The sequence below is a fragment of the Brevundimonas sp. 357 genome (genome assembly GCF_003938605.1).
GTDB lineage: Bacteria > Pseudomonadota > Alphaproteobacteria > Caulobacterales > Caulobacteraceae > Brevundimonas.
Genome location: NZ_RHWX01000019.1, coordinates 1 through 26320 on the forward strand (window position 1 = coordinate 1; position 26320 = coordinate 26320).

Consider the following 26320-nt stretch of genomic DNA (forward strand, 5'->3'; position numbering starts at 1 on the left):
TCCGCTCCTTCCCAGCCAGGGAAATCTCAGCGGAAAACTCTAACGTCCGGTGATCCAGTTTTCGGGGAGCAGATCAGGCACGTCAGATGCCGTTCGCTATGGCCTCTCCAAGCTTGGCGAGAGCGGCTTGGCCGAACGGCGCTGGAAGGCCTACTTCATTGCGCCCTGTGGTCAGACTGGTGAGCAGCACGCCAGCTTGAGCCAGTGACATATCAGTCCGCAGTTCCGTCTCGCGAAGCTCAGCCGCGATTACGCCCGCAAACTGGTTCAGTTTTTGATCCGACATGTGTGCGCTCCTAGGTTGGTCAGTGTTGACTTGGGTCAACAGCCCATCGGTTTGCGACTTCGGAAACGAAGCCTAGGAGGCCGAGAAAGACGGCGCCGAATATGAGGACAAGGATGCCGGCCAGCAGGATAAGCCAAATCCTTGAACCCCATATTCGTGGCGGCGCCGGCATGTAGGCTGGCGCCAAAGCCAATGCTGAAAAGCCGCTGGCTCTTTCCCTCTCACTCAGCTGACCGACGCAATCCGTTGGGCTGCTGATAGGGGGATGAGGGGACGACTCGGGCTCCGAGGGGATACTGAGAGCACCATATAGCGGTTTTCCCGCTAGCTTCCGGTAGGCTGATTTCCGAGAGGGGGCGTCAAGTCGCGCCATGGCCTGGCGGATGTGCAGGCTGACTGTGTGAGGCGACAAACCCAGTTCTCGCGCGATCTCCTTGTCCGTCATGGTGGCGGACAAGATCAGGCATTCTCTTTGACGTGGCGTAAGTTCGCTGCCGATCATGGACAACCCCTGATCCACTAGACCCTCGTAGTTCCACGAGGGTCTATCGGGGGGGCGGTGTCCGTCCAGAAATTGTAACGCGCTGATAAAAAAGGGTGTGGATCGTTAACAATTTACCTGCGCGTCGATCGACGAGTCTTGGCGCAAGCTAACGCTGGCGCTCCCGAAGCAGGCTCGCAGTTGTCTAGGCTGTTATGGCGTTTCCGGCCAGATTTTCTGTACGGTCAGCGATCCGGCGGGGGCGGGCTGTAGCATGAGGTCTTCGGCTGCGCTCAGGTCTAGCCAGTGGACGCCGGCTCCAGGTGGCAGGAGGACAATCTGGCGGTCATGCGGCTTGTTGCGTGAGTTCAGCCTCCGCCTTCGCCAGCAGGCCGTGGTGCGGTCGACCGCATCGACGGGAATGTTCAGAACCAGCGGGAGCCAATCGGACGCCCACAGCTCGAGCGGTCCCGTCAGCAGGCTGAACACCGTAACCAACCGAAAGACGCCTCCGACCTCATCGTCGGGCGTCTCGCGCTCGAGCGCCCTGAACGCCTCGATCGCGGGCCGGGCCATGCCGTTGAGCGCCGCGACCTTGACCTGGGCGGCCCGCAGGGGCGCATTGATCATCAATTGGTCGGACAGGGGCGCGTCAGTCTTCATGAAGGCGAGCGGATAAAGGCCGCGGCCGAGGACCGAATCCGGCAGCTGCCCCCCCAGGGCGAGCCGCGCCACCAGACCGAGCGCCTTCTGCGACCCCGTCCGCAGGCCGGAGAGGACGAGCTGAGGCAGGTCTCCGGTCCTGACGGGTCGGCGCGCGGCCAGGAACTCGGCGATCGCCTCATGGAACCGCGTCTGCTCGCTTTCGGACAGCACCTTGAGCCCCGCGCCCGAGAGCACCGGCGATATTCGCAGCCTGCCGTCGGCCGCGGGCTCCAGCCAGGGGCCCGTCAGAAGATCGAGCGCCGCTCCGGGTTCCACGATCGCGGGGGTTGCCTCGCCCAGGCGCACCGCCATGTCCGCGCGATCAACTGATCGCGGGCGAGCCGCCGCATCTCGGCGTCCGGCAAGACCGCGGTGCGCAGCACCTCGATCAGCAGCCCGTTGCGCAGGCTTCGGACATCCGCGCCGCGCGCGCCGGCCGTGGAGCAGAGATGGGCGAGCGAATCCTCCAGCAGAACCTCGAGCTCCGGCAGGGCCGGTTCGGCGCAGGCGAACCGGAGGGGACGCCGCAGGGGCGCGCGCAGCGCCGCATCGTCGTCCTGCTCGAGCAGGCCTTGAGGTTCTCCGCGAGCGAAAGCTGCGCCAGCGCGCCGTACCCATCCCACTAGGTTTGCTTAGCAAAAACCTTTGAGTGGCGTTTTTAGCTTGGTCGGCGGCTTCGATAGTGCCCTAAGGCCAGCTTTTGAGGTGGTTTTCTAGGACAGTCTTAAGTTGTCCCGACACCTTTGAGTCGCAAACACCTTAGGGTTCGCGACCAGAGGCGGCCAACTTCCTGGCGGATGCTTCGGGTGCTCACGGAATCGGGTCGTCATCTTTCATGCGAGTCGGCGCCGGTTTTAGTTCAGGGCGCGGCATTTGGAGTTGGCGTCGTTTACCGATGGGCTGTCGATCATGCAGGTGATGTATTTTCTGCCGTCGGTGAGGATGAACGAAAACGAGTTCTCGTTGTTCTGAAACATCTCGGTCTGGTCGTTGCTTTAGGCGACGATCCTCCATCCGGCGCCCAGGAGTTCGGTCATCGACTGGGGTACGGGCGTCCATTCGGTGGCGCGCTCATGAAGATCGGCGCGGGGTCTTTAGCGTGATTGGGCTTCTGCGATCGTGGGCGTGATTGCCAGTAACGCGAGAAGCAGGCCGAGTTTTCTCATTAATTTCGTCCTTGAGGATCAATCAGACCGCCCCTTGTTAATTAATTGAGCGTCGTAAAGATCTTGGCGGCCTTCGTTTCCAGTGCCGCAAAGAGCATGGAGCAGAGGTGTTGACCTTCCCTTGATGGGAAGGTTTACAGGTGTCGTCGTCAAAGGTTTACGAGGACGACGTCATGGCCGCCGAAGGCTTGAGAACACTGGATCTGCCTGTCCTGGGCATGACCTGCGCCAGCTGCGTGGGGCGCGTCGAAAAGGCCATCCGCGCCGTGCCGGGCGTGACGCAGGCCCAGGTCAATCTGGCCGCCGAACGGGCGCAGGTGTCGCTGTCGTCGGAGGGTTCCGCCGCCGCCGTCGCGGCCGCCATCAAGAGCGCCGGCTATGAGCCGATGGAGGAGGAGGTCGTCTATCCCGTGCGGGAGATGACCTGCGCCTCCTGTGTCGGTCGTGTCGAAAAGGCGCTGGCCGCCGTGCCGGGCGTGCTGTCGGCCAGCGTCAACCTGGCGACCGAGCGGGCGACGGTGCGCTTCCTGTCGGGGGCGACGACGTTCCAGGATCTGGCCGCCGCCGTCGAACAGGCCGGCTATGTGCTGGAGGCGCCCGAGGACGCCGGGCCGGACGCCGGCGACCGCGAACAGGCCGCCCGCGACGCCGAGATCAAGAAGCTGGGCCGCGCGGTGCTTATCGCGGGCGCGGCGACCCTGCCGCTGTTCGTGCTGGAGATGGGCTCGCACTTCGTGCCGGGGATGCATCACTGGGTCAGTGAGACGATCGGCGCCTTCAACTGGAAGGTCATCAGCTTCGTGCTGGCGACCTTCGTGCTGTTCGCGCCGGGGATCATCTTCTATCGCAAGGGCGTGCCCGCCCTGCTGCGCTGGGCGCCGGACATGAACTCTCTCGTCGTGCTGGGCGCGACGGCGGCGTGGGCCTTCTCGACCGTGGCGACCTTTGCGCCGCAGTGGCTGCCTGCGGGCACGGCCAACATCTATTTCGAGGCGGCGGCGGTGATTGTCACCCTGATCCTGGTCGGGCGCTGGATCGAGGCGCGGGCCAAGGGCCGCACCGGCCAAGCCATTCGCCGCCTGATGTCGCTTCAGGCCAAGACCGCGCGCGTGGTGCGCGACGGCGTCGAGCAGGACGTGGCCGTTGATGCGGTCAAGGTCGGCGACGTGGTCGTGGTGCGCCCCGGCGAGCGGGTGCCCGTCGACGGCGTGGTCACGGACGGCGCGTCCTTCGTCGATGAATCCATGCTGACGGGCGAGCCGATCCCGGTCGAGAAGACCGCCGGCGCCGACGTCACGGGCGGCACGCTGAACACCACGGGCGCCTTCCGCTTCGAGGCGCGTCAGGTCGGCTCGCAGACCGTGCTGGCCCAGATCGTCAAGATGGTCGAGGCGGCGCAAGGAGCCAAACTGCCGATCCAGGCGCTGGTGGACAAGGTGACGGGCTGGTTCGTGCCGGTGGTCATGGGCATCGCCGCCCTGACCTTCGCCGTGTGGTTCCTGTTCGGGCCGGATCCGGCGTTGGGCATGGCCCTGGTCGCGACCGTGGCCGTGCTGATCATCGCCTGTCCGTGCGCCATGGGTCTGGCGACGCCGACCTCCATCATGGTGGGCGTGGGTCGCGCGGCGGAGCTGGGCGTGCTGTTCCGCAAGGGCGAGGCGCTTCAGGCCCTGCAGGGCGTTGACGTCGTCGCCTTCGACAAGACCGGCACCCTGACCGAGGGCAAGCCGACCCTGACCGATCTGGTCACGGCCGAGGGCTTTGACGAGACGACGGTGCTGGCCCAGGTGGCGGCGCTGGAGATCCGCTCCGAGCATCCGGTGGCCCGCGCCCTGGTCGCCGCCGCCGAGGCGCGCGGCGTGACGGTGGTCGAGCCGCAGGACTTCGCCTCCATCCCCGGCAAGGGGGTGACGGGCCTGGTCGACGGGGCGCGCGTCGCCGTCGGCGCCGACCGCTACATGGCCGAGCTGGGCTGCGACGTGGCCGTGTTCGCCGAGGCGGCGGCCCGTCTGGGCGACGAGGGCAAGACGCCGCTCTACGCCGCCGTGGACGGCCGGCTGGCCGCCATCATCGCCGTGGCCGATCCGGTCAAGGCGACGACGGCCGAGGCCATCGCCGCCCTGCACGAACTGGGGCTGAAGGTGGCGGTCATCAGCGGCGACAACCGCCGCACCGCCGCCGCCGTGGCGCGTCGTCTGGGCATCGATGAAGTCCACGCCGAGGTCATGCCGGACGGCAAGGTGGCGGTAATTGAAGAACTGAAGAAGGGCGGGCGCAGGGTCGCCTTCGTCGGCGACGGGGTGAACGACGCCCCGGCCCTGGCGGCGGCGGATGTCGGCCTGGCGGTCGGCGGCGGCTCGGACGTGGCGATCGAGAGCGCGGACGTTGTGCTGACCGGCGGCGACCTGCGCGGCGCGGTCAGCGCCATCGGCCTGTCGCGGGCGACGATGGGCAACATCCGCCAGAACCTGGCCTGGGCCTTCGGCTACAACGTCCTGTTGATCCCGGTGGCGGCGGGGGTGCTCTATCCGGTCTTCGGCCTGATGCTGTCGCCCATGCTGGCGGCGGGGGCCATGGCCCTGTCCAGCGTCAGCGTGGTCCTGAACGCTTTGCGCCTGCGGGCCTTCAAACCCCATATCGGTTCGAACAGCGTGAAGGGAGCCGCGTGATGAACATCGGCAAGGCTGCACAGGCGACCGGGGTCACGGCCAAGATGATCCGCTACTATGAGGCGCAAGGGCTGATCCGCCCGGCGGATCGGACCGACGGCAACTATCGCGACTTTTCCGAGCGCGATCTGAACGACCTGCGCTTCATCCGCCGGGCGCGGGGGCTGGGTTTTTCGATCGAGGAGATCAGCCGCCTGCTGTCGCTATGGCGCGACGGCGCCCGGCCCAGCCGCGAGGTCAAGGCGATGGCGCAGAAGCATCTGGTCGACCTGGACGCGCGCATCCTCGAGATGCGCGAAATGGCCGACACCCTGCGTCATCTGGCCAATTGCTGCGCCGGGGACGAGCGGCCGGACTGCCCGATCCTGTCCGACCTGGCGGGCGATCCGTCGCAGGGCGCGGCCGATGCGTCCGCTTGACCTTCCTATGATGGCAAGGGGTCCAATGAACCGTCGCGTATCAAGAAAAGGAGCATCGTCATGATCTCGCTCAACATCCCGAAAATCCGCTGCGACGGTTGCGTCGCTTCGGTCGAGAAGGCCGTCCTGTCCGTCGATCCGGCGGCCAAGCTCACGGCTGACGTCCCGGCGCGCCGGGTCGAGGTCGAGACGACGGCGTCCCCTCAATCCCTGGCCGACGCCCTGGCGGCGGCCGGCTATCCCGTTCAGGAGAACTGAAGATGAAGATGCCTGTTAAGATGGCGGCGATCGCTGTCGGGGCGCTGGCTGTCGGCGGCGGCGTGTTCCTGGCCGAGGGCTTCGCCAAGCCCGCCGAGGCCGCCGTCATGACCGTCTACAAGAGCGATTCCTGCGGTTGCTGCGGCGGCTGGGTCGATCACATCCGGCGTTCGGGTTTCGAGGTCAATGTGATCGCAACCGACGAGCTGGTCCCGGTGAAGCAGCGTCTGGACGTGCCGCAATCGCTGTGGGGCTGCCATACGGCGGTGATCGACGGCAAGGTGATCGAGGGTCACGTTCCGGCGGCGGGCGTGAAGGCCTTTCTGAAGAGCCCTGGCCAGGCGCGCGGCATCGGCGTGGGCGGCATGCCGACCGGCTCGCCCGGCATGGAGGCGCCCGGCTATGCGCCCGAACGCTATGACGTCATGAGCTTCGGTGCCGGCGCGCCGGCGCGCTTCATGACTTTCGTGGGCGCTGATCCGGCCTGATCCGGCCCCGGACAGGCTGAAAAGACGACGGCGGCGCCCCTTGCGGGACGCCGCCGTTTCTCGTTCCGGCCCGGGGCAGGAGGCCGGAGCGAAAGCCTTCAGCCGTTAGGCCAGAACCATGATGGCGACGCGGCGGTTTTGCGCGCGGCCTTCGCGGGTGTTGTTGGGCGCGACCGGCTTGGCGGCGCCGTAGGAGATGGTCGCCATGCGGTTCAGGGCGATGCCCTGATCGCTCAGGAACCGACGCACCGCTTCTGCGCGCTCCTGGCCCAGACGCTCGTTGATCTGGTCATTGCCGGTCGAGTCGGTGTGGCCCTGGATTTCCAGATAGACGTTGGCGTTCTCGGCGCGCAGGCGCTGAACCAGTTCGGCCAGACGCTGCTCGGCTTCCGGCGACAGTTCGGTGTGGTTGACCGGGAACTTCACCGAGTCGTCTGACAGCACGACTTCGTACAGGAACTTGCCCTGGGCCAGTTTGTGCGCGGCGTTGGCGCGGGCCAGGGCTTCGCCCGCCGTGCCTTCAACCTGGGTGACGTGAGCGTCAACGCCGTCGACGCGCTCATTCACGACCTGCACGTTGTCGCGGACGAACCGGTGGCTGGCGCAGCCGCTGACGGCGACGCCGAGAACGGCGACGGCGCCGATGACAGCGGTCCTAGATGCCAATTTGATCAAATTCAGTCTCCTTCGTGCCCGGCCCAACTCCGGGGGATGTTACGCGCCGCACCGGTGTCGGTTGCAAAACGGCGGAGCAAAGACGCGCGAAGAAGTGAAAAGGTTCAGCTTGACTGTAAAAAAATTTCAACAATCGACGTTTTTGCTGTTTTGAGTCGATTTATGGTCTGGCTTGTTGGCGCCATTTTCCTGACGTGATGGGATGGTCACTGTCGAATATAAAAGGGCGAGGAGAATCTATTGATAGCTTTGGTGTCTGGGGCCGGCCAAAACTACAAGTCCCATGACGGCAAGGCTTGGGGAGTTTCGGGGTGAAGCCGGGGCCTCGTCGCCATCGGAACAAGGCCGGCCCGATCCTGGGCAGCCTGATCGCGCACGGTTTGATCCTGGCGCTGATCATTACTGCGCCGGTTGAACGACCGCCGGAGGCTCCGGTTCCGCCGGTGATCGAGGTGATGCTGGTCGAACCGCCGCCTCCACCGCCGCCGCCGCCTTCTGAACCTGCGCCGGGCGACGCGCCTGCGGGCGGTTCGGAACCTGCGCCGGCGCCCAAGCCGGAACCGGCGCCCGCCGCGCCCGCTCCGGTCGCTGCGCAGACGCCCGAGAAGGCGCGGCGCACCGCGCCGACGCCGCCGACCCCGCGGCCCAGCCGTCCGACGCCGCGCCCGGCGACGGTCGAGCCTCTGCCCATTTCCGCGCCGGAGCCCAGCGTCTCCTTCGTCCTTCTGGGCGAGGGGGCTCTGAGCGGCGCCCTGACCGCAGGACAAGGCTCAGGCGGGGGCGGCGGCGCGGGGGCGGGCGTCGGCGGCGGCAGCGGCGGCGGGTCCGGTTCGGGCGTGGGCGGCGGCTCGGGCCAGGGCTGCGACATGGTCAAGCGCATCCAGGACGCCCTGCGCAACGACGCGCGCATCAACGCCGCCATCGGCCAGGCCTATCGCACCTCGGGCGCTTCGGGCCGCGCCATCCTGATGTGGAACGGCGACTGGCTGCAAAGCCCCGGCGAAGAGGGCAAGGGCCTGGCCGGGGTGCGTCAGGCCATCGCCGTGACGGTCGGCTTCTCGTCGCGCGCTTGCAAGGCCGAGACGGTCAACGGCTATGTGCTGCTGACGCTCAGCGACCAGCCGGGCGCGCCGCGCGTGGCGCTGGGCGGCGGGCGCTGGCGCTGGTCGGACCTGCTGTCGCTCTAGGCGCCGAAGGCCAGGCCCAAGGGACCGTAGAGCCAGGTCAGCCAGGCGCCGACGGCCAGGAAGACGCCGAACGGCAGGCGGTCGGTGGAGGCCACGGGACGGCGCAGCACGAGCTTGGCCGCCACCAGGCTGAGGCCGGTCAGCGACGCCCACAGCAGCACGCTGGGCAGGCCCATCCACCCGACCCAGGCGCCGATCGCGCCCAGCAGGAAGGGGTCGCCGCCGCCCAGACCGTCGCGTCCGCGCAGGCGCTTGTAGAGGAAGGCCAGCAGCCACAGCCCGCCGAAACCGGCCGCCGCCCCGATCAGGGGCGTCTTCAGCGGCCCGATCAGCGACCACTTCATTCCGCTCTGGATGTTCGCCGGGTCCAGGGCCACGGCGGCGAACAGGCCGCTGAGGAACAGGGGCAGGGTCAGGGCGTCAGGCAGCCAGAAATGCTCGGCGTCGATCACGGCGATCAGCAGAAGCTGCCAGCCCAGAACGGCCCCGGCCAGGGCCCAGGCCGGATCGGGAAAGCACAGGGCCGCCCAGACGCCGACGGCGCCGGAGGCCAGCTCGATCAGGGGATAACGCAGGGGAATGACGGCGCCGCAGTCGCTGCACTTGCCGCGCGACAACGCCCAACTGACCACCGGGATCATCCGCCAAGGCTTGAGCGGGCGCCCGCAACCGCCGCACCGCGAGCGGCCGACCACGATGTCCTCGCCGCGCGGCAGGCGCAGGCTGACCAGGCCCAGGAAACTGCCGACGATCAGCCCCAGCCCGCCCATCAGTAGCGCCAGCATCATGTTTCCGTCCCATGGTCTGTTTTCGGAAGGAGTGTGGCGCGGGGAACGCAGAATGGCGCCATCATTTGCCTTGCTCGCCTTGGTTGTGACTCTCTATCGAGAGAAGAGAGCGGCCAAACTGGACGGACGCCGTTCTGAACGGATAGTCGGATTCTGTGCCCATGAACGCGAAGATCGACAAGCTGACGCCGCGCGAACGAGAAATCCTCCTGCTCGTGTCGCATCGCCTTGGTGACAAGGAGATCGCGCAGCAACTCGGTCTGTCGCCACGCACCGTTCAGAACCATCTGCATCGCGCCTATGAAAAGCTGGGCGTTTCCGACCGTCTCCAGGCCGCGCGCGTGTTGAGTAATTCCTACTCAGGGGGATCATTCCCCCTGTCGCCGTCCCCCGTCGTATCGGCAGAAAGGAGCGTCCTCGCAGGGTCTTCGGAAGATGTCGAGGGCGGGAGAACGCCGTGGCCGACGCCTTTCTATCGGTCCTATGCGAGCCTCAGAACCTGGCGCCGGCCGCGTAAGATCGGCGGCTCCGTCTTGTGGCTGATCGTGGGCTGGGCTTTCGCCTGGATCCTGATCGCCGTGGTTGCGGCCACTCTGATGCGTCCCGTCCTGGAGATGATCCACGCTCTGCGCTGACGCTCTTTGCTGGTGGAGAAGCGCATGACTGACGGGAAATAACGGCTTGGCGCTTGGATAGGCTGGTCAGCCGGAGGCTTTGATGGACTTGGTTCAATTGGCTTTGCTGTTCCTCGGTTTCGTGGGGCTGGGCCTTTTGTTGTGGCGTGGCGGTCCTGGCGATCGCGCGGCTGCCGCCGTCATGCTGATGACCCTGGCCGCTTCCTATGTCGTCGAGGATTTGACGTGGAACGGGCTCTATCTCGGCCTGATGATCGTCGATGGCCTGGCTTTCGTGGCGCTGTGGCTGATTGCCGAGCGCGCGGGTCGCTGGTGGATTGTCCTGGCGTCTGCGTTCCAGCTTGTCGGCGTCCTGGCCTACTGCGCTCCGCTCCTGTCGTCGGAGCCTCTGGCATGGGCGCTTTTCACGCTGATTTGGGGCCTGTGGTTCCTGATCGTGCTCACATTCTTCTTTGGCGTCTGGGAGGTCGAGGCCGACCGGCGCTTCGCCCTGGGGGGGCGAGATGGCTCAACAATGGACGATGGAGGCCGCGCGCGCGCTGCTCCGTCAATGGAATGACAATCGGCTGGAGGTCTCGGTCCGCGAGGGGGGGCTGACAGCCGAACTGGGGGCGCTGGAGGTCTGGTTGCTGGAACAGCGGCCGGAGACCTTGGCTGAGGCCGAGCGCCTGCTGGATTTGATCACATCGCATCAAAGCGGCGGCGGGCGCGGGTTGGAGCAACTGTGTCGCATCGGCGGCGGCGTGCGAAACGACGTGGCCCCGCATCGCAGCCGGGTGGAGCATAGCTTCGCGCCGCGCGCTTCGGGACCGCTGGCCGGGCGGGCCTGAAAGTCATCGTTTGATGATCGTCGGTCGGGGTTCCGCCCCGCCGACGGGGCTGTTACATCCGCTGACAGTCCGCGACGAAGCCTTGCGCCGTCGCTCCGCCAAGCGGTTTTTCCTCCCATGATTTCTGCTGTTCGCGCCGCGTCTCTCGCGTCCGCCTCCTTGTCCGTGCTCGCTTTCGCCGCGCCTGTCATCGCCGAGGCGCCCGTCGACGCCGGACCGACCCAGGTGTCCGAGATCGTGGTGACGGCCGAACGGCGCGAGGCGCCCCTGGCGTCGACTCCCCTGTCGCTGACGGTGGCCGCCCAGCCCTTGCTGGACGGCGTCGGCGTGCGCGACATCAAGGATCTGCAGATCCTGGCGCCGGGGCTGATCGTGGCCTCGACCTCGAACCAGACCTTCACCACCGCCCGCATCCGCGGCGTCGGCACGGTGGGCGACAATCCGGGCGTGGAAAGCTCGGTCGGCGTCATGATCGACGGCGTCTATCGCCCCCGCAACGGCGCGGCCCTGGGCGATCTGGGCGAGGTCGAGCGCATCGAGGTGCTGAAGGGCCCGCAGGCGACCCTGTTCGGCAAGAACACCTCGGCCGGCGTCATCAACGTCGTCACCGCCGCCCCCTCGTTCGACGCGGGCATGGCGGGCGAGACGACCTTCGGCGACTATGGAACGCACGGCGGTTCGGTCTCCCTGACCGGCCCGATCGTGGACGAGGTTCTGGCCGGGCGGTTGTATGTCGCCGCGCGTCGCCGCGACGGCCTCTATGACGTGAAGACGGGCGCCAAGAAAACGGGGGAGGGCCCGCGCACCTCGACCGACGATCAGACCGAGAATTACGAAACCGTGCGCGGTCAGTTGCTGTGGCGCGCCACGCCGAACCTGACCGCCCGCCTGACCGCCGACTGGACCGAGCGGGACGAACGCTGCTGCGTCGGCGTGCAACTGGTGACCGGCGCGACGGCGCCGCTGCTGGCGACCTTCGCGCCCGACGGCGGCGTGGCGGCGACGCCGAAGCCGTGGGATCGCGTGGCCTATTCCAACCGCGACACCAACACCCGCATCCGCGACAAGGGGCTGGCCCTGCACCTGAACGCCGATCTGGGCTGGGCGAGGCTGGAGAGCACCTCGGCGGTGCGCGACTGGCGCGGCGTCATCAGCCAGGACTGGGACTTCACCTCGGCCGACCTGGCCTATCGCCCGGACGACGACAGCTGGTCGAACCGCTTCCGCACCCTGACGCAGGAGTTCCGCCTGTCGGGCCGGCGCGGAAAGCTGGACTGGTCGGCGGGCGCCTTCTTCGCCGATGAGAATCTGACCCGTCGCGACAGCCTGTTCTACGGCGCCGATTACGAAGGCTATGTCAGCCGCCTGCTGTCGCGCTCGGCGTCGAACCCGCTGGGCGACCCGGCCTTCGTGTCGAGCATCACGGGGCTTCCCGTCGGCGCGAGCTTCGTCGAGGGCGAGGGGCAGCTGGACCGCTATTGGCAGACGGCCCGCAGCGCCGCCCTGTTCGGCCAGGTCTCCTACGCCGTGACCGACCGCCTGACCCTGACCGGGGGCCTGCGCCGCACCCATGAGACCAAGGAGATGACGGCCGCCTATCACAACACCGACGGCGGCCGGGCCTGCGCGGCGGCGCTGGCCAACGGCGTCAGCAATGTCATGCTGTGCCTGCCGTGGTCGAATCCGGCCTTCAACGGCCTGAGCCAGTCCGAGACGGTCAAGGACGAGGCCTGGACCGGCATGGCCCGCGCCGAGTTCAAGGCGACCGAGGGCGTGCGCCTCTACGCCTCCTGGTCGCGAGGGCGCAAGAACGGCGGCTTCAACCTGGATCGCGGGCAGACCAATCTGGTCCCTGACGCCTCGCGCGCCTTCCCGGCCGAGAGCGCCGACGCCTTCGAGGCGGGGGTGAAGAGCGTGCTGCTGGACCGGCGCCTGCTGGTCTCGGCCGCCGCCTTCCGCCAGACCTATGACGACTTCCAGCTGAACACCTTCCTGGGCACGACCTTCCTGGTCCGCTCAATCCCCGAGGTGCGGGCCAAGGGCGTCGAGGCGGACTTCATGTTCCTGCCGTTCGAGGGCCTGTCGCTACAGGGCGGCCTGACCTACGCCCAGACGGAATACGGCGACGACGCCGTGCCGGGCCTGCCGCTGCTGGCGGGCAAGCGGATGAATTTCGCGCCCCTGTGGAGCGGATCTCTGGCCGGAACCTATGAGCGGCCGGTGGCGGCGGGGCTGACGGGCCGCGTCACCCTGGCGGCCAAATATTCGTCGGAATACAACACCGGCTCGGACCTAGACCCGGCCAAGAGCCAGCCGGGCTTCTGGCTGGTCGACGGCCGCGTCGCGCTAGCTCGCGACGACGCCTGGAGCGTCGAGCTGTGGGGCCGCAACCTGTTCGATCAGGACTATCGCCAGGTGGCCTTCGGCGCGCCGTTCCAGACGGGGACGCTGGGCGCCTTCCTGGGGGCGCCGCGCACGGTGGGCGTGACCCTCCGGGTGGTGCGATAGACGTCTTTATTTCAGGGAGAGAGCAGGCTGGCGATCCCTCCTTCTCCCGGAGGGGGAGAAGGATGAAGGGGAAAAAAGAGCGACGAGAACGTCAGTCCTTGTCGCGGGCGGCGGCCTTGGCGGCGCGTTCAGCCTGACCGCGCCAGCCGTAGCCTTCGCCGTGCTTGCCGACGCTGACGAAGACGGCTTCCTCGGCCTTGTGGAAATACTGCTCGGCCACCATCCAGCCCTTGAAGGGCCGCAGCACCCACAGGCACATGGCCGCCAGGATCGGGAAGGTCACGACGAAGTGGACCCAGATCGGCGGGTGCACGGTGAACTCGAAGATCATGAAGGCGATCATGCCGACAACGCCGACCGCGCACATGACAAAGAAGGCCGGGCCGTCCGCCGGATCGGCGAAGCTGTAATCCAGGCCGCACTTCGGGCAGGACTCGCGCAGGCTGAGATAGCCCTTGAACACGGGGCCTTCGCCGCAGCGGGGGCAGCGGGCGCGCAGGCCGGTCTTGAGCGGGCTCAACGGGGGATAGGCAGGGTCGGACACGGGCTGTTCCTGAAAAGAACGATGGCTGATGGTTTCGGCCTTCGGGCGCCCGGACGCAAGCGGGTGTTTTGTCCTATCCACGTGGGAAGGTTGGCGGGCAGGGCTTTGTTTTCCGCGATTTAAGCCCCGTTAACCGCGATTAAAGCCCTTCGCGCGAGCATGCGCGCGATATGTCCGGGGCCACCGCCAAGAAGCGCGTTCTGCAGACGACCGTGGCGGCCGCCGCGGCGGGCGTCGTCGTCTTCGCGCCCCTGGCGCCGGCGCCGTCGCTGGCCCAGGGACAGTCTCAGGCGGGCGCGCCGGTCGAGATCCGTATAGGCGCCAACGCCGGCTTCACCAAGATCGAGTTCGCCGGGGTCGTGGGATCGCGCGCGCGGGTGCGCCAGGACGGCCGCACCGTCGTCGTCCGCATCGGCACGACCGCCGCCCCCGACGTCAGCCGCCTGCGCGTCGATCCGCCCAAGGGGCTGGAGAAGATCGAGACCCGCGCCGCCCAGGGGGCGACCGAACTGATCCTGACCCTGGCCGAAGGCGCGGGCGCGACCAGCGGGACCGCCGACGGCGCCGTCTGGCTGAACCTGTATGCGCCGGGCGCGCGGGCGGACGGCTCGCGACCCTCGCCCGTGCCGATCGGCGGGGCGGTGCCGGTGGCGGCCGAGGTCAAGGGCCAGCAGACGGTGATGCGCTTCGCCTGGAACGGTCCGGTCGGCGCCGCCGTCTTCCGACGCGGCGAGGCGGTCTGGGCCGTCTTCGACCACGCCGCCCGCATGGAGATGAAGGGCGAGGGGCTGAACGGCGCCCGCTGGGCCGCCGGACCCGACTTCACCGCCGTGCGCATTCCGGTCGAGCCGGGCCAGGCCGTGGCCGCCCGCGCCGAAGGCTCGACCTGGGTCGTGACCATCGGCGGAACCGCGCCCTCGCCCAGCGGGGTGGACATCGCACGCGACGACGCGGTCAAGGCGTCGCTGACCGCCCGCATGGCCGGGGCGACCCGCACCGTCTGGCTGACCGATCCGATGATCGGCGACCGCTTCGCCGCCGTCACCGCCCTGGCCCCCGGCAAGGGGCTGAAGACCGGGCGCCGCACGGTGGATGCGGGCTTCCTGCCCACCGCCCACGGCCTGGCGATCGAGACGCCGACCGACGATCTGAGCGTCACGGCCGACGGCGACCTGGTGACCGTCACGCGCCCGCGCGGCCTGACCCTGTCCTCGCCCACGGCAGGGCTGGAGGCGGCCGAAGAGGGCGCCGACGCCCCGCGCGCCGCGTCGCGCCCCGCCCTGATCCTGGCCGACTGGTCCGCCGATGCGGGCGAGGGCGGCTTCACCGCCCGCCATCGCGCCCTTCAGGACGCGGCCGAGCGTGAGAGCGGCCGCGCCGCCGAAGATCCGCGCGCGCCGATCGAGGCGCGGCTGGCCTACGCCCGCTTCCTGGTCGGGCACGGTCTGGGGTTCGAGGCGGTCGGGGTGTTGAACGCCCTGATCAAGCAGACGCCCGCCATGCAGGGCGTGGCCGAGGTGCGCGGCCTGCGCGGCGCCGCCCGCGCCTCCATCGGCCGTTTCGCCGAGGCGGAGGCCGACTTCTCGTCCGGCGCGCTGGCGGGCGATCCCTCCACCAAGGTGTGGCAGGGCTATGTGGCCGCCCAGCAGGGCGACTGGGCCAACGCCCGGCGGTTGTTTGCGGCCGGCGCGGGCGTGGTCGACGGCTTCGCCCCCGAATGGCGGGCCCGCTTCGGCGCCGCCCACGCCATGGCGGCGGTCGAGACCGGCGACGCCGACGCCGCGCGCGAACTGCTGGCCTATGTCTTCAGCCAGCCGAACGTCTCGGCACCAGATCAGCTGACCGCCCGACTGGTGCAGGCCCGGCTGTTCGAACTGGATCAGAACCCCGACCGCGCCCTGGCGATCTACAAGGCGGTGGCGCGTGCGCCGCTGGACGGCATCGCCACGCCCGCGCGTCTGGGCGTCATCAAGCTGGAGATGGCCAAGGGGACGCTGAAGGCCGACGCAGCCGCCGCCCAGCTGGAGGCGCTGAAATGGCGCTGGCGCGGGGATGCGACCGAGCTGGCCGTGATCCGCACCCTGGGCGAACTCTATCTGTCGCAGGGCCGCTATCGCGAGGCGCTGACCACGCTGAAGACGGCGGGGCCGAAGATCGTCACTCTGCCGGGCGGCGACCGGCTTCAGGCTGATCTCGACAACGCCTTCCGATCCTTGTTCCTCGAAGGCGCGGCGGACGGTCTGCAGCCGGTGCAGGCCCTGGCCCTGTTCTTCGATTTCCGCGAGCTGACGCCCGTCGGCGCCGACGGCGACGAGATGGTGCGGCGGCTGGCGCGGCGCCTGATCGACGTGGACCTGCTGGATCAGGCGGCGGAACTGCTGAAATACCAGGCCGAGAACCGGCTGGACGGGGTAGCCAAGGCGCAGGTGTCGACCAATCTGGCCGCCGTCTATCTGATGAACCGCCAGCCGGAAGAGGCGCTGAAGGCCCTGTGGTCGTCGCGCACGACCCTGCTGCCCACGGCGATGAACCTGGAGCGCCGCGCGCTGGAGGCCCGCGCCCTGATGGAGCTGGGGCGCTACGACCACGCGCTGGAGGTTCTGGGCAAGGACGCCTCGCCCGCCGCGCGCGACGTGCGCGCCGACATCCTGTGGAAGCAGCAGCAGTGGGGGGCGGCCGCCGCCCTCTATGAACAGCGCCTCGGCGATCGCTGGAAGGAGACGGCCGTGCCGCTCAGCGAGGTCGAGGAGACGCGCCTGATCCGTGCAGGCGCGGGCTATTCCCTGGCGCGCGACGCCGGCGCCCTGAGCCGCCTGTCGAAGAACTACGCCCGTTTCGCCGAAGGGGCGCGCTCGCCCGGCGCGATCCGGGTGGCGCTGGCGGGGCTGGACGGCGCCGACGGTTCGGGCCGCCCGCAGGACTTCGCCGCCCTCAGCGCCGGGGCCGACGCCTATGCCGGCTGGATCGCTCAGACCAAGGCTGAGTTCCGGGCCAAGAGCGGCGCCGCCCAATAAAAAAACCCCCCTCCCGACGGGAGAGGGGTCTTTATGCGTCTATCCCCGCAAGGAGGATCGAACGCGCCTGAAAGGCTTAGCCGTTGACGGCGTCCTTCAGCGGCTTCGACACGCGGAAGCGCACGGCCTTCGAGGCCGGGATCTTGATCGTGGCGCCGGTGGCCGGGTTGCGGCCTTCGCGCTCGGCGCGCTCGGCGGTGTCGAACACGCCCAGGTTCGAGATGCGGACGTCGCCGCCCGACTTCAGCGACTTGTGGATGTTTTCGACAATGGCGGTCAGCACCTTGCCGGCGTCAGCTTGCGAAACGCCCGCGTCCTTAGCGACGGCGGCGATCAGTTCAGCTTGAGTGGTCATGAGGGTATTTTCCCAATGGTGGTCGCCCGGAAAGAAGCGCCGGACGAGGACCGGGGGATCAACGACGGTTTTGGGGAACTTGGCAAGCCCGCATCGGCGCGCAGGCCTTGCAGGCTGGGGATTTATCCGGTTCCGGAGGCTCTCTGGAAGCTCTCGACCAGGCTTCCGGCGACCAGTCGCCACCCGTCCACCAGCACGAAGAAGATCAGCTTGAAGGGCAGGCTGACCACCACCGGCGGCAGCATCATCATACCCATGGACATGAGCACGCTGGCGACCACTAGATCGATCACAAGGAACGGAACAAAAAGAAGAAATCCGATGGTGAAGGCGGTCTTCAACTCACTGATCATGAAGGCCGGCGTGACCACCCGCAGGGGCAGATCCTGCACGTCCGCCGGAGCCTCCACCCGCGACAGGCGAGTGAACAACGCCAGGTCGTCCGGCTTCACCTGGGCCAGCATGAAGGTTTTTACCGGTTCGGACGCCGCATCGAAGGCCTGAGGCAGCTCCATCTGCTGATCCATCAGGGGGCGGATGCCCGAATCATAGGCGTCCTGCCACGTCGGACCCATGACGATGGCGCTCAGAAACAGGGCCAGGGACACCAGGACGGCGTTCGGCGGCGACTGCTGCATCCCCAGCGCGGTGCGCAGCAGGGACAGCACCACGACGATTCGCACGAAGCTGGTGGTCATGATGACGATGGACGGCGCCAGCGACAGCACCGTCATCAGCCCGACCAACTGCACCACGCGCTGCGTCAGGCCGGCGCCGCTGCCGAGGTCGATGTTGATGGCCGATCCGCCCTGCACCGCCTCCTGCGCCAGGGCGCCCAGCGGCCAGATCAGGCACAGGGCGGTGGTGATCAGCGACAGCAGGGCCGCGCGCTTCAGCTCGTCGCGGGTCGGCATGCCGAACAGGGCGGGGCGTTTCATTTCACGCCTCCCGGCTGGCGGGGCTCGATCAGTTCGCGGCCTTCGCCCAGCAGGATCAGCCGTTCTTCGTCGTCGACGCGGATCAGCACCAGGCGACGCGAGGGGTCCAGCACCAGGGTCTCGACCACCTTCATGCGCCGCGCCTGGCCCTGCGGTCCCTGGAAGCGGGCTAGGATTTCGGGCGCATAGCGCCGCGCCGCCCAGGCGGCCAGGCCGATGATGCCCAGGGTGATGGCCAGGCCGAAGATCGCCCGGAACAGATCGAGGAAGTTCATGCGGATGCAGCCCCAGACGCATACGGCGGCGGCGCGCGGACGCGGCGCTTCGGGAGCATGTTTCAACGGACGTGGTTAACGGCGCGTTTAGGGATACGGGATATTAACCATGCAGGCGGCAAATTCTGCCGATCACCGTCCGAGGGATTCGCGTGTCCGTCACCGACCTGCCGCTGCTGAACCAGATCAAGGGCCGCCTGGGCTGGCTGGACGACCGCCAGCGGGTGATCGCCCAGAACGTCGCCAACTCCGACACCCCCGGCTATGTCGCCCGCGACCTGAAGACGCCGACCGATTTCGCCGAGGCGATGCGGACGGGCGGCGGCCTGCGCATGACGGCGACCAACGCCCGGCACATCTCGCCGCCCGGCCAGGCGGCGCGGTTCGAGGCGACCCGCGCCCCGGATTCCGAGACCACGCTGGACGGCAACTCGGTCGTGGTCGAGGAACAGATGCTCAAGATGGCCGAGAGCCGCATGGCCTATGACGCCGCCATCGGCTTCTACCAGAAGTCGATGCAGATGATCCGCCTGGCGGCCAAGAAGCCCGCAGCCTGAGGGAGAGTGAGCCATGCCTGATCCGATCAACGGCCGTCCCGTCACCCCGCGCAACACCGCCATGGCCGTCGCCTCCAGCGCGCTGAAGGCGCAGCAGTCGCGGATGCGCATCATCGCCGAGAACATCGCCAACGCGGAATCCACGGCCAACGTCGCGGGCGGCCAGCCCTATCGCCGCCAGACCCCGGTGTTCCAGGCCCGCAACGTCGACGGCGCCACCGGCGTGGTCCTGGCCGAGGTGCGGCCGGACCAGAGCGACTTCCGCATGGACTACGACCCCTCGCACCCGGCGGCCAACGCGGAAGGCTATGTCCAGCGGCCCAACGTCGACACCCTGGTCGAGGCGATGGACATGCGCGAGGCGCAGCGCGCCTATGAGGCCAACCTGAACGTCATCGAGACGGCGCGGAACATGGACTCCCGCACCCTCGACATCATCAAGAAGTAAGAGGGTCTAGGGCATGAACCCCATCATGGCCGCCCGCGCCTACGCCGCCGTTCAGGGCGGGGGCGGCGTCAATGTCGCCACCTCGGCCAATGCGGCGGCCTCGACCGGCCCGAACGCGGCCGGGGGCTTCGCCGACCTGCTGCAGAACGTCATGACCCAGACGACGCAGCAGACCCGCGCCGCCGAGACGCAGATGGCCCAGTCGGTGCAGGGGCAGGGCAATCTGATCGACGTCGTCACGGCGATTTCCTCGGCCGAGGCTTCGCTGGAGACGGTCATGGCCGTCCGCGATCAGGTGATTTCGGCCTATCAGGAAATCATGCGGATGCCGATCTGAGGGCTCACGATGATCGGCGGTTAGTCGGCGAAATAGCCTGAGGCGTCGACGAAGGCCTGGACGGCCGCCTGGTCCGAATAGTCCAGTTCGAGCATGGTCTTCAGCGCCGCCGCCTTGTCCGACGCGCGATCATGATAGCCGCGCGTGATCGCATAGCCGACGTAATAGCCGAGATCGCGTACGCCGAAGGGGTTGTCGGCGCTGTTGTAGAGCCAGCCGCTGAAGTCCTCGCCCGCCATATCCTGGCGGAAGGCGGCCTTGATCGCCGCGTCATGCGCCGGGCCGTAGGTCACATAGGCCAGGTCGGGCATCCGGCCCGTCACCTGTTCGGCGACGAAGTCGGCGACGCCCTCATAGACGGCCTGGGCCAGCAGGTTGGGGCGCTCGCCTTCTTGCTGGGTGTGGACCACCTCGTGCACCGCCAGCAGGTCCAGGTTCTCCAGCGGCTTGCTGGCGAAGTAGGAGGCGAAGAAGCGCTGAAGCCCGGCCGGCATTTCAGAGGTGTCGACGCTTTCGTCGCCGGTGGCCATTTCGACGCCCAGCAGAACCTTATCGCCCTGCGTCGTCCCGGCGGAGCGCAAGGCGCCGACCTCGAAATAGATCCCGGCCGGGCGCAACTCGGGATAGAGGGCGCGGAACCGTTCCAGATGCCCCTCAAGCCGCGTCAGGGCGCCGGCGGCCAGCGCCGTGCGGGGCCGCACCGAATCCCAATAGGTCGGATAGGCGCGGATCGCCTGAAGATAGGTGTCCGTCGTATAGCCCTTGGCCTCCATGAAGGCGGCCAGACCCGGCGTTCCGGCGTCGATGTAGAGTCTTTGGAACACGGCCTTCTGGGCTTCCGGCGACGTCTCCGCGCGAACGGCGTCATAGGCTGTCCAGAAGCGGGCGACGTCGCTGTCCTCCAACCGGATCGGGAAGGAGCTCGATTGAGCGGCGGCGCCGGTCGCCAGCAGGCTGAGGCCCAGGGTGATCGTCAAAGCCAGGCGGCGCATGGGTTTTCCTGTTCTCAATGGATCGGAAAAGGAGAACCGCTACGCCTGCTGTGTCAAATGAAACGCCGGTAATCTCGGGGCGGAGTCACGCGACAGGGATCGTCCTCGCCTGCGGTTGGTTGTCTCCTGACAAGGGAGAACCATCATGCTCAAGGACAAGAACTCCTCGGCCATCGTGGCGGTGAAGGATCTGGAGCGCGCCAGGGCCTTCTATTCCGACGTGCTGGGTCTGAATCTGGCGGACACCGGCATGGACGGGGTGCTGGGCTATCGCACCGGGAACACCTGGCTGACGGTCTATCGCTCGGACTTCGCCGGGACGAACCAGGCCAACGCCGTGACCTGGGACGTGGGCGTCGAGGTGGACGACATCGTCGCCGACCTGAAGACCAAGGGCGTCGTCTTTGAACGCTATGACGGCATGGCGCATGACGACGACGTCCATGTCGCCGGGCCGCTGCGTCTGGCCTGGTTCAAGGATCCGGACGGCAACATCCTGCATCTGGTCGGCGGGGCGGGCGGGGCCTAGCCCTCCAGCGAGACGACCGGCTGGCTGACGGCGGCGCCCTTGCCGCGCGCCTGCAGCCAGGCGCGGATGCGGTTCTGGATCGGCTGGTCGATCAGATAGTGCAGGCCGAAGGCGAAGACGAAGGCCGCCAGCACGCCTAGAACCCACAAGCCCCAGCGCCAGGCCTCGCCCAGCGACAGCTTGTTGGCGAAGGCTTCGGCCAGGCCGAACCAGGCGATGCGCACCACTTCGTTCGAGATGAACATGGAGAAGGAGACCATGGCCGCCGCCTCGACCAGCTTCGACGGCCGCTTGGTCGGCACGGCGCCCGCCGCCAGGATGATGATGGAGATGAAGACCAGCGACAGCAGGGCGTTCTTGTCGAAATACTGGGCGACGGCCAGGCCGACGGCGGCCAGCACCCCGGCCCAACCGGCGACGCGGGCGTTGATCCACACCCCTTGCGCGAACCAGGCCAGCCCCATGCCGAGGATGAACAGGGGCAGGGCGCGCCAGATGCCCAGGTTCAGCGGCATCTGATAGACGGGATATTTCAGGATCGCCCAGCTCAGCTCATTGGCGGCCAGATAGCCGACGACGACCAGGATCAGCGCCGTCCACGGCCCGATGCGGCTGAGGCCCCGCAGCACGAAGGGGAAGGCGACGTAGCAGCCCAGCAGGGCCGAGATCGACCAGGTCGGGGCGTTCCAGCCCAGGCCGCCGTGCACGCCGAACGACTGTACCAGGGCCGCCTGGGCGGGAAGCTGATCCCAGGCGAACCACTCGGGATGGCTGGGCGGCATGCCCGCGGCGGTCGCCGCCAGCACCAGCGCCACCAGCAGGCCCAGCACGATCAGGTGCGCCGGATAAACCCTCAACGCCCGCTTCAGGAAGAAGTCGGTCTTGGACATGCGGCCCGAGCCGACCGCGCGGCCATAGACCCGCATCAGCACGTATCCGCTGTCGATCAGGAAGAAGTTGGTCAGCAGGAAGCCGCCGCGCTCGAACACGGGATGCAGTCCCTCGGCCAGGGGGACGGGCGCCGACATCTGGAAGTGATGCAGGATGATCAGGGCGGCCACGATGAAGCGCAGCGCGTCCAGCCAACCGCCGCGCATGATCGGCGGCGGTTCATTCCGGGACGAAAACACAGCCTGCAGCATCACGACCCCCTTGTTCGAATGCTGTTACGCAAGAACGGGGCCGTGCCCTCCTTCACAGTCAGAAAAGGAGGGAAAGGGGCTTTTAGCCTCGCGCCAGCCGCATGAATTCCTCGCGCGTGCGGGGGTCTTCGCGGACGACGCCCAGCAGGCAGCTGGTGATCAGGCTGGCGCCGGGGACGTCCACGCCGCGCATGGTCATGCAGCTGTGTTCGGCCTCGATGACCACGCCGACGCCGTGGGGGCGCAGCACGTCCTGGATGGCGTTGGCGATCTCGGACGTCATCTTCTCCTGGATCTGCAGGCGGCGGGCGAAGCCGCGCACCACGCGGGCCAGCTTGGAGATGCCCACGACCCGGTCGGTCGGCAGATAGGCGACGTGCGCCTTGCCCACCACCGGCAGCATGTGATGCTCGCAGAAGCTGACGAAGCGGATGTCCTTCAGGACGACCAGTTCGTCGTAGCCGCCGACCTCTTCGAAGGTCTTTTCCAGATAGTCGCGCGGTTCGACCTCATAGCCCTGGAACAGTTCGCGATAGGACTTGGCCACGCGCTTGGGCGTTTCGATCAGGCCTTCGCGCTCAGGATTGTCGCCGGCCCAGCGGATCAGGATGCGGACGGCGGCTTCGGCTTCTTCCTGGGAAACGGCGGGGGAGGAGGGGGTCTGGTCGCTCATGAAAGGCTGCATACCCCCCCTGCAAAGGTTTTGGAAACGGCGCCGCTGTTTAAAACCGCTTCTGCCCCGATCAGGGCAGGCGGACCAGTTCGACGCGGCGATTGCGGGCGCGGCCCTCGTCGCTGGTGTTGTCGGCTGCCGGCTTGTCGGCGCCGAAGCCCTTGGCCTCCAGCCGCTTGGCGTCGATCCCTTGCTGCATCAGGGCGGCGACCACGGCGCGGGCGCGTTCTTCGGACAGCGGACGATTGCGGGCGGGCGCGCCGGTGTTGTCGGTGTGGCCCTCGACGGACAGGCGCAGGCCAGCTTCGTCCTTCAGCATCTGGGCCATGGCGTCGATCTGGGGGCGCGAGGCGTCCAGGATGTCGGCCTTGTCCAGCGCGAACTCCACCGGCACAGCGACGCGGCCGTCGGCGGCGATCTTGCGCGCCAGTTCGCTGGCCGGCAACAGGCCGGCGGTGGGCGCCAGGGCCTTGGCCTCGACCACCGCCATCGAGCCTTGCGCGCTGCCGACATACAGGTGGACCCAGACCGTGCGGTCGGCCTGGCGGATCACCCAGGTCTGCGACGGGCCGTTATAGATGTCGCCGATGCCGTTCAGCGACGCCATCTGCACCGCCTCGGGCAGGGCGTGGGCGGCGTCGCTGGGAATTTGGCCGTCAAAGATGCGAACGGCGCCCGCCTCTTTCAGAGCGTGCTCCATGTTCCGCAGCAGCTCCAGCCGAGAGAAGCTCTTGCCGGTATCGTTGGTGATCTGGGTCTGATGAACGCGGCCTTCGATCATTTCGAACCGGGCGCCGGTCCAGAAGGGGAAGTCGGCGAAGTCGTGCGCCTCGCTGTTCTGCGGCTTGTAGCCCTCGGGCAGGCGCAGATAGGGGAAGTCGCCCAGGCTGGCGGTCGACAGGGCCACGCTGTTCACGTCGAAGGGACCGGTGGCGGCGGCCGGGGCGCCCTCGGCCGGAGCCGTCGCCGTTTCAGCATGTTCCGGCGCCTTGTTGTCGCACGCGGCGACCAGCAACGCCGAGGTCGCGATCGTCAGGACGGAGGCGAGGCGCAGGAACGGTTTCATGAGGCATCCTTCAGGCGTTGATCGGGGGGAGGGTGAAACCGTTCGTCTAGTCGCCGCCGTTGTCAATCGCATGAAGCGGCATCGACCGGAACATCGGTCTCATTTCATCGTCCTAACGTCGCGTTAACCATCCTGTCGGCATTTTCTGCCCACTGTCCCGTGCGTGTGTTCGGGGCGCCTCGGGGATCGGCGATGAGCGGCGCGGAAGTTCTGGATGTGGGTCGCGACGCCCTGTGGCTGACGATCCAGCTGTGCCTGCCGGCCCTGATCGTGGCCCTGGTGGTCGGTGTGGCCATCGGCCTGTTCCAGGCCCTGACCCAGATCCAGGAGCAGACCCTGGTCTATGCGCCCAAGATCATCGCCATTTTCGTGTCGTTGCTGCTGTTCCTGCCGCTGATGGGCGCCCTGCTGGGCGGCTTCATGCGTGAGATCGCCGCGCGCATCGCGGGCATGTAGGGCGGGGCTGTAGGGCAGGGACATGGAGCCTTACGCCACGGCGGAACAGGTCTGGGCCGGAGGGCTGATCTTCGCGCGCGTCGGCGCGATCCTGATGATGCTGCCCGGCTTCGGCGAATCCTATGTGCCGCCGAGGGTCCGTCTGTCGCTGGCCCTGGTGCTGTCGCTGGCGTTGTGGCCCATCGTGGGCGCCAGCCTGCCGGCCCTGCCCGCCACGCTGGGGGCCACGGTCGGCTGGGTGATGCGCGAGGTGCTGACCGGCCTGGCCATCGGCGCCATCCTGCGCAGCTTCATGACCGCCCTGACCACGGCGGGCGAGATCGTCTCCCTGCAGACGACGCTGGGCTTCTCCCAGACCGCCAACCCGCTGCAGGCCCAGCCGGGCACGACCCTGTCGGCCTTTCTGATGCTGCTGGGGGTGACGCTGGTGTTCGCCACCAACACCCATCACCTGTTCATCGGCGGCATGGTCGGATCGTATGAGGCCATCGCCCCGGCCAAGCCGCTGATCGTGTCGGACTTCACCCAGATGGCGGTGAAGACCCTGAGCCAGAGCTTCATGCTGGGGGTGCAACTGGCGGCGCCGGTTCTGGTCTTCGCCCTGATCTTCAACCTGGCCTCGGGCCTGGTGGCGCGGGTCATGCCCAGCTTCCAGGTCTATTTCGCCGCCGCGCCTTTGAGCGTCATCCTGGGTCTGTCGGTGTTCGCGCTCAGCCTGGGCGTGGTGGGGACCGTCTTCATCGACCGCTACCGCTCGGTGGCGGCCTTCTTCACGGGAGGCGCCGTTGGCTGACGGCCCCGATCCCGAGTCGAAAACAGAAGACGCCACCCCGCGAAAACTCGAAGAGGCGCGGAAAAAGGGCGACGTCGCCAAGTCGCCGGACGTGGCGGCGGCGCTGTCTCTGGCCGGGGCGGCCGGCGTGCTGCTGGCGGGCGGCGGCTGGTTTTCGACCCGGATCGCTGAGGCCCTGACCCCCTTCCTGGCCCAGCCGCACGCCATGATCGGCGGGCTGGAGGCGGGCGGAGGCGTCGAGATCGGCATGCACGCCGTCTGGGCGGCGGCGCCGTTCCTGGCGGCCCTGATGTTCGCGGTCATCCTGGGCGGGGTCGGCGGCAATCTGGCTCAGTCAGGCCTCATCTTCACCGCCGACAAGGTCAAGCCGAAGTGGTCCAAGGTGAATCCGCTGGAGGGCTTCAAGCGCATCTTCGGCCCGGACGGCCTGATGCAGTTCCTCAAGACCTTCATCAAGCTGGTCGCCATCGGCGCCGTCTGCTGGTGGGTGCTGAAGCCTCACGCGCGCGAGTTCGAGAACCTGGCCGCCATGAGCCCGGCGATGATCCTGCCGTTTGCACGCGACCTGGCGTTGGCGTTGATGCTGTCGGCCCTGGTCTTCCTGTCGCTGACGGCGGGGGCTGACTATCTGTGGCAGCGGATGCGCTTCGCCAAGCGGATGCGGATGACGAAGGAAGAGCTGAAGGAAGACTTCAAACAGTCCGACGGCGACCCGCATGTGAAGGCCAAGTTGCGTCAAATCCGCATGCAGCGCGGCCGCCAGCGGATGATGCAGGCCGTGCCGGACGCCACCGTCATCATCACCAACCCGACCCACTATTCGGTCGCCCTGCGCTATGAGCCGGATCAGGGCGACGGCGCCCCGGTCTGCGTCGCCAAGGGCGTCGACGCCCTGGCCCTGCGTATCCGCGAGGTGGCCAAGGAGCATAATGTGCCCATCGTCGAGAACGTGCCCCTGGCCCGCGCCCTCTATGCGGCGGTCGAGGTGGACGGCGTCATTCCGCGTGAACACTTTGAAGCGGCCGCCAAGGTCATCGGCTTCGTCATGCAGCAGAGGAAGCGGCGATGAGGGCTACGGCGGAGGAACGGCGTATGCTGACGAACCC

The 26320-nt window shown here is 67.7% G+C and carries 31 protein-coding genes; 17 read left to right on the forward strand and 14 right to left on the reverse strand.

Going from position 1 to position 26320, the window contains the following annotated elements:
- Positions 1–82: 82 nt before the first annotated feature.
- The 4 genes from EGK63_RS14755 to EGK63_RS16555 form a co-directional block, all read right to left on the reverse strand.
- A complete protein-coding gene (locus EGK63_RS14755) occupies positions 83–286 on the reverse strand; it encodes a hypothetical protein (protein WP_125902103.1) in 204 nt (67 codons plus the stop codon).
- Between the two features lie 19 nt (positions 287–305).
- Complete coding sequence (locus tag EGK63_RS17040) at positions 306–788, reverse strand: helix-turn-helix transcriptional regulator (protein ID WP_125902104.1); 483 nt, start codon at positions 786–788, stop codon at positions 306–308.
- Positions 789–980: 192 nt separating this feature from the next.
- Positions 981–1784, reverse strand: coding sequence for a hypothetical protein (locus EGK63_RS16635; protein WP_207896399.1), 804 nt, complete (start codon positions 1782–1784; stop codon positions 981–983).
- Positions 1718–2095, reverse strand: coding sequence for a hypothetical protein (locus EGK63_RS16555; protein ID WP_165906626.1), 378 nt, complete (start codon positions 2093–2095; stop codon positions 1718–1720). The genes EGK63_RS16635 and EGK63_RS16555 overlap by 67 nt, the downstream gene beginning before the upstream one ends.
- A gap of 716 nt (positions 2096–2811) precedes the next feature.
- Here EGK63_RS16555 and EGK63_RS14770 point away from each other — a divergent pair.
- The 4 genes from EGK63_RS14770 to EGK63_RS14785 are packed head-to-tail and all read left to right on the forward strand — an operon-like array spanning position 2812 to position 6472.
- Positions 2812–5307 (forward strand): heavy metal translocating P-type ATPase, encoded by a 2496-nt coding sequence (locus EGK63_RS14770; RefSeq protein WP_125902105.1) that lies wholly within the window; start codon positions 2812–2814, stop codon positions 5305–5307.
- Positions 5307–5726 (forward strand): Cu(I)-responsive transcriptional regulator, encoded by a 420-nt coding sequence (gene cueR / locus EGK63_RS14775; RefSeq protein WP_125902106.1) that lies wholly within the window; start codon positions 5307–5309, stop codon positions 5724–5726. Before EGK63_RS14770 ends, cueR begins: the two co-directional genes overlap by 1 nt.
- A gap of 60 nt (positions 5727–5786) precedes the next feature.
- Positions 5787–5984 carry a heavy-metal-associated domain-containing protein gene (locus EGK63_RS14780; RefSeq protein WP_125902107.1) on the forward strand — a complete coding sequence of 66 codons (198 nt, stop codon included), beginning with the start codon at positions 5787–5789 and terminating at the stop codon, positions 5982–5984.
- A 2-nt stretch (positions 5985–5986) separates the two neighbouring features.
- Positions 5987–6472 carry a DUF411 domain-containing protein gene (locus EGK63_RS14785; RefSeq protein WP_125902108.1) on the forward strand — a complete coding sequence of 162 codons (486 nt, stop codon included), beginning with the start codon at positions 5987–5989 and terminating at the stop codon, positions 6470–6472.
- 105 nt (positions 6473–6577) lie between these two features.
- Here EGK63_RS14785 and EGK63_RS14790 read toward each other — a convergent pair whose 3' ends face one another.
- The gene (locus EGK63_RS14790; protein WP_087141544.1) at positions 6578–7138 is read right to left on the reverse strand and encodes an OmpA family protein; all 561 of its coding nucleotides are present in this window, start codon (positions 7136–7138) and stop codon (positions 6578–6580) included.
- Positions 7139–7458: 320 nt separating this feature from the next.
- Between EGK63_RS14790 and EGK63_RS14795 the strand changes: the two genes are divergently transcribed.
- Positions 7459–8334, forward strand: a complete 876-nt coding sequence (locus EGK63_RS14795) for a hypothetical protein (RefSeq protein ID WP_125902109.1) — start codon at positions 7459–7461, stop codon at positions 8332–8334.
- Here the strand turns inward: EGK63_RS14795 and EGK63_RS14800 are convergent.
- Positions 8331–9122: an A24 family peptidase gene (locus EGK63_RS14800; RefSeq protein WP_371413033.1), complete on the reverse strand. Its 792-nt coding sequence runs from the start codon at positions 9120–9122 to the stop codon at positions 8331–8333. The genes EGK63_RS14795 and EGK63_RS14800 overlap by 4 nt on opposite strands.
- A gap of 161 nt (positions 9123–9283) precedes the next feature.
- On the opposite strand from EGK63_RS14800, the gene EGK63_RS14805 reads away from it, so the two are divergent.
- From EGK63_RS14805 to EGK63_RS14820, 4 genes are all read left to right on the forward strand, one after another.
- Complete coding sequence (locus EGK63_RS14805) at positions 9284–9757, forward strand: helix-turn-helix transcriptional regulator (protein ID WP_125902110.1); 474 nt, start codon at positions 9284–9286, stop codon at positions 9755–9757.
- 82 nt (positions 9758–9839) lie between these two features.
- Entirely contained in the window at positions 9840–10316 is a 477-nt protein-coding gene (locus EGK63_RS14810) for a hypothetical protein (protein WP_234287633.1), read from the forward strand.
- Positions 10261–10587 (forward strand): hypothetical protein, encoded by a 327-nt coding sequence (locus EGK63_RS14815; protein WP_234288793.1) that lies wholly within the window; start codon positions 10261–10263, stop codon positions 10585–10587. The genes EGK63_RS14810 and EGK63_RS14815 overlap by 56 nt, the downstream gene beginning before the upstream one ends.
- Positions 10588–10704: 117 nt before the next feature.
- A complete protein-coding gene (locus EGK63_RS14820) occupies positions 10705–13095 on the forward strand; it encodes a TonB-dependent receptor (protein ID WP_125902111.1) in 2391 nt (796 codons plus the stop codon).
- A gap of 91 nt (positions 13096–13186) precedes the next feature.
- Here the strand turns inward: EGK63_RS14820 and EGK63_RS14825 are convergent, their stop codons facing one another.
- Positions 13187–13639, reverse strand: a complete 453-nt coding sequence (locus tag EGK63_RS14825) for a DUF983 domain-containing protein (RefSeq protein ID WP_243637711.1) — start codon at positions 13637–13639, stop codon at positions 13187–13189.
- Positions 13640–13809: 170 nt separating this feature from the next.
- Between EGK63_RS14825 and EGK63_RS14830 the strand changes: the two genes are divergently transcribed.
- Positions 13810–16653 (forward strand): lipopolysaccharide assembly protein LapB, encoded by a 2844-nt coding sequence (locus EGK63_RS14830; protein ID WP_125902112.1) that lies wholly within the window; start codon positions 13810–13812, stop codon positions 16651–16653.
- Between the two features lie 76 nt (positions 16654–16729).
- Here EGK63_RS14830 and EGK63_RS14835 read toward each other — a convergent pair whose 3' ends face one another.
- The 3 genes from EGK63_RS14835 to EGK63_RS14845 form a co-directional block, all read right to left on the reverse strand.
- Entirely contained in the window at positions 16730–17008 is a 279-nt protein-coding gene (locus tag EGK63_RS14835) for an HU family DNA-binding protein (RefSeq protein WP_003165927.1), read from the reverse strand.
- A gap of 122 nt (positions 17009–17130) precedes the next feature.
- A complete protein-coding gene (gene fliP / locus EGK63_RS14840; protein WP_125902113.1) occupies positions 17131–17946 on the reverse strand; it encodes a flagellar type III secretion system pore protein FliP in 816 nt (271 codons plus the stop codon).
- Positions 17943–18221, reverse strand: coding sequence for a flagellar biosynthetic protein FliO (locus EGK63_RS14845; RefSeq protein WP_125902152.1), 279 nt, complete (start codon positions 18219–18221; stop codon positions 17943–17945). Before EGK63_RS14845 ends, fliP begins: the two co-directional genes overlap by 4 nt.
- A gap of 152 nt (positions 18222–18373) precedes the next feature.
- On the opposite strand from EGK63_RS14845, the gene flgB reads away from it, so the two are divergent.
- From flgB to fliE, 3 genes are read left to right on the forward strand one after another with little or no spacing between them, the layout of a single operon-like run.
- Complete coding sequence (gene flgB, locus EGK63_RS14850; protein WP_046652102.1) at positions 18374–18778, forward strand: flagellar basal body rod protein FlgB; 405 nt, start codon at positions 18374–18376, stop codon at positions 18776–18778.
- Positions 18779–18791: 13 nt separating this feature from the next.
- Positions 18792–19226: a flagellar basal body rod protein FlgC gene (gene flgC / locus EGK63_RS14855; RefSeq protein ID WP_003165923.1), complete on the forward strand. Its 435-nt coding sequence runs from the start codon at positions 18792–18794 to the stop codon at positions 19224–19226.
- A gap of 13 nt (positions 19227–19239) precedes the next feature.
- A complete protein-coding gene (fliE, locus tag EGK63_RS14860) occupies positions 19240–19563 on the forward strand; it encodes a flagellar hook-basal body complex protein FliE (RefSeq protein WP_003165922.1) in 324 nt (107 codons plus the stop codon).
- Between the two features lie 20 nt (positions 19564–19583).
- Here the strand turns inward: fliE and EGK63_RS14865 are convergent, their stop codons facing one another.
- Positions 19584–20555, reverse strand: coding sequence for a hypothetical protein (locus EGK63_RS14865; protein ID WP_125902114.1), 972 nt, complete (start codon positions 20553–20555; stop codon positions 19584–19586).
- A 145-nt stretch (positions 20556–20700) separates the two neighbouring features.
- Here EGK63_RS14865 and EGK63_RS14870 point away from each other — a divergent pair, with 145 nt between their 5' ends.
- Complete coding sequence (locus tag EGK63_RS14870) at positions 20701–21084, forward strand: VOC family protein (protein WP_125902115.1); 384 nt, start codon at positions 20701–20703, stop codon at positions 21082–21084.
- Here the strand turns inward: EGK63_RS14870 and EGK63_RS14875 are convergent.
- From EGK63_RS14875 to EGK63_RS14885, 3 genes are all read right to left on the reverse strand, one after another.
- Entirely contained in the window at positions 21081–22226 is a 1146-nt protein-coding gene (locus EGK63_RS14875) for an acyltransferase (protein ID WP_125902116.1), read from the reverse strand. The two genes, EGK63_RS14870 and EGK63_RS14875, sit on opposite strands and share 4 nt — an antisense overlap.
- Positions 22227–22308: 82 nt before the next feature.
- The gene (gene folE, locus EGK63_RS14880) at positions 22309–22899 is read right to left on the reverse strand and encodes a GTP cyclohydrolase I FolE (protein ID WP_125902117.1); all 591 of its coding nucleotides are present in this window, start codon (positions 22897–22899) and stop codon (positions 22309–22311) included.
- A gap of 70 nt (positions 22900–22969) precedes the next feature.
- The gene (locus EGK63_RS14885; RefSeq protein ID WP_125902118.1) at positions 22970–23965 is read right to left on the reverse strand and encodes an OmpA family protein; all 996 of its coding nucleotides are present in this window, start codon (positions 23963–23965) and stop codon (positions 22970–22972) included.
- Between the two features lie 192 nt (positions 23966–24157).
- Between EGK63_RS14885 and fliQ the strand changes: the two genes are divergently transcribed.
- The 3 genes from fliQ to flhB are packed head-to-tail and all read left to right on the forward strand — an operon-like array spanning position 24158 to position 26283.
- Complete coding sequence (fliQ, locus tag EGK63_RS14890; RefSeq protein ID WP_003163604.1) at positions 24158–24421, forward strand: flagellar biosynthesis protein FliQ; 264 nt, start codon at positions 24158–24160, stop codon at positions 24419–24421.
- 22 nt (positions 24422–24443) lie between these two features.
- Positions 24444–25214 (forward strand): flagellar biosynthetic protein FliR, encoded by a 771-nt coding sequence (gene fliR / locus EGK63_RS14895; protein ID WP_125902119.1) that lies wholly within the window; start codon positions 24444–24446, stop codon positions 25212–25214.
- Positions 25207–26283, forward strand: coding sequence for a flagellar biosynthesis protein FlhB (flhB, locus tag EGK63_RS14900; RefSeq protein WP_125902120.1), 1077 nt, complete (start codon positions 25207–25209; stop codon positions 26281–26283). The genes fliR and flhB overlap by 8 nt, the downstream gene beginning before the upstream one ends.
- Positions 26284–26320: the final 37 nt, after the last annotated feature.

Excerpts from the sequence above, each read along its gene's own strand:
- fliE (WP_003165922.1), top strand. The coding sequence starts at position 19,240 with ATGAACCCCATCATGGCCGCCCGCGCCTACGCCGCCGTTCAGGGCGGG.
- EGK63_RS14870 (WP_125902115.1), top strand. The coding sequence starts at position 20,701 with ATGCTCAAGGACAAGAACTCCTCGGCCATCGTGGCGGTGAAGGATCTG.
- cueR (WP_125902106.1), top strand. The coding sequence starts at position 5,307 with ATGAACATCGGCAAGGCTGCACAGGCGACCGGGGTCACGGCCAAGATG.
- EGK63_RS14755 (WP_125902103.1), bottom strand. The coding sequence starts at position 286 with ATGTCGGATCAAAAACTGAACCAGTTTGCGGGCGTAATCGCGGCTGAG.
- EGK63_RS14865 (WP_125902114.1), bottom strand. The coding sequence starts at position 20,555 with ATGCGCCGCCTGGCTTTGACGATCACCCTGGGCCTCAGCCTGCTGGCG.
- fliR (WP_125902119.1), top strand. The coding sequence starts at position 24,444 with ATGGAGCCTTACGCCACGGCGGAACAGGTCTGGGCCGGAGGGCTGATC.
- EGK63_RS14875 (WP_125902116.1), bottom strand. The coding sequence starts at position 22,226 with ATGCTGCAGGCTGTGTTTTCGTCCCGGAATGAACCGCCGCCGATCATG.
- EGK63_RS14785 (WP_125902108.1), top strand. The coding sequence starts at position 5,987 with ATGAAGATGCCTGTTAAGATGGCGGCGATCGCTGTCGGGGCGCTGGCT.
- folE (WP_125902117.1), bottom strand. The coding sequence starts at position 22,899 with ATGAGCGACCAGACCCCCTCCTCCCCCGCCGTTTCCCAGGAAGAAGCC.
- EGK63_RS17040 (WP_125902104.1), bottom strand. The coding sequence starts at position 788 with ATGATCGGCAGCGAACTTACGCCACGTCAAAGAGAATGCCTGATCTTG.
- EGK63_RS14810 (WP_234287633.1), top strand. The coding sequence starts at position 9,840 with ATGGACTTGGTTCAATTGGCTTTGCTGTTCCTCGGTTTCGTGGGGCTG.
- EGK63_RS14815 (WP_234288793.1), top strand. The coding sequence starts at position 10,261 with ATGGCTCAACAATGGACGATGGAGGCCGCGCGCGCGCTGCTCCGTCAA.
- EGK63_RS16635 (WP_207896399.1), bottom strand. The coding sequence starts at position 1,784 with ATGGCGGTGCGCCTGGGCGAGGCAACCCCCGCGATCGTGGAACCCGGA.
- fliQ (WP_003163604.1), top strand. The coding sequence starts at position 24,158 with ATGAGCGGCGCGGAAGTTCTGGATGTGGGTCGCGACGCCCTGTGGCTG.
- EGK63_RS14885 (WP_125902118.1), bottom strand. The coding sequence starts at position 23,965 with ATGAAACCGTTCCTGCGCCTCGCCTCCGTCCTGACGATCGCGACCTCG.
- EGK63_RS14770 (WP_125902105.1), top strand. The coding sequence starts at position 2,812 with ATGGCCGCCGAAGGCTTGAGAACACTGGATCTGCCTGTCCTGGGCATG.
- fliP (WP_125902113.1), bottom strand. The coding sequence starts at position 17,946 with ATGAAACGCCCCGCCCTGTTCGGCATGCCGACCCGCGACGAGCTGAAG.
- EGK63_RS14830 (WP_125902112.1), top strand. The coding sequence starts at position 13,810 with ATGTCCGGGGCCACCGCCAAGAAGCGCGTTCTGCAGACGACCGTGGCG.
- EGK63_RS14800 (WP_371413033.1), bottom strand. The coding sequence starts at position 9,122 with ATGATGCTGGCGCTACTGATGGGCGGGCTGGGGCTGATCGTCGGCAGT.
- EGK63_RS14845 (WP_125902152.1), bottom strand. The coding sequence starts at position 18,221 with ATGAACTTCCTCGATCTGTTCCGGGCGATCTTCGGCCTGGCCATCACC.
- flgC (WP_003165923.1), top strand. The coding sequence starts at position 18,792 with ATGCCTGATCCGATCAACGGCCGTCCCGTCACCCCGCGCAACACCGCC.
- EGK63_RS14780 (WP_125902107.1), top strand. The coding sequence starts at position 5,787 with ATGATCTCGCTCAACATCCCGAAAATCCGCTGCGACGGTTGCGTCGCT.
- EGK63_RS14835 (WP_003165927.1), bottom strand. The coding sequence starts at position 17,008 with ATGACCACTCAAGCTGAACTGATCGCCGCCGTCGCTAAGGACGCGGGC.
- EGK63_RS14820 (WP_125902111.1), top strand. The coding sequence starts at position 10,705 with ATGATTTCTGCTGTTCGCGCCGCGTCTCTCGCGTCCGCCTCCTTGTCC.
- EGK63_RS14805 (WP_125902110.1), top strand. The coding sequence starts at position 9,284 with ATGAACGCGAAGATCGACAAGCTGACGCCGCGCGAACGAGAAATCCTC.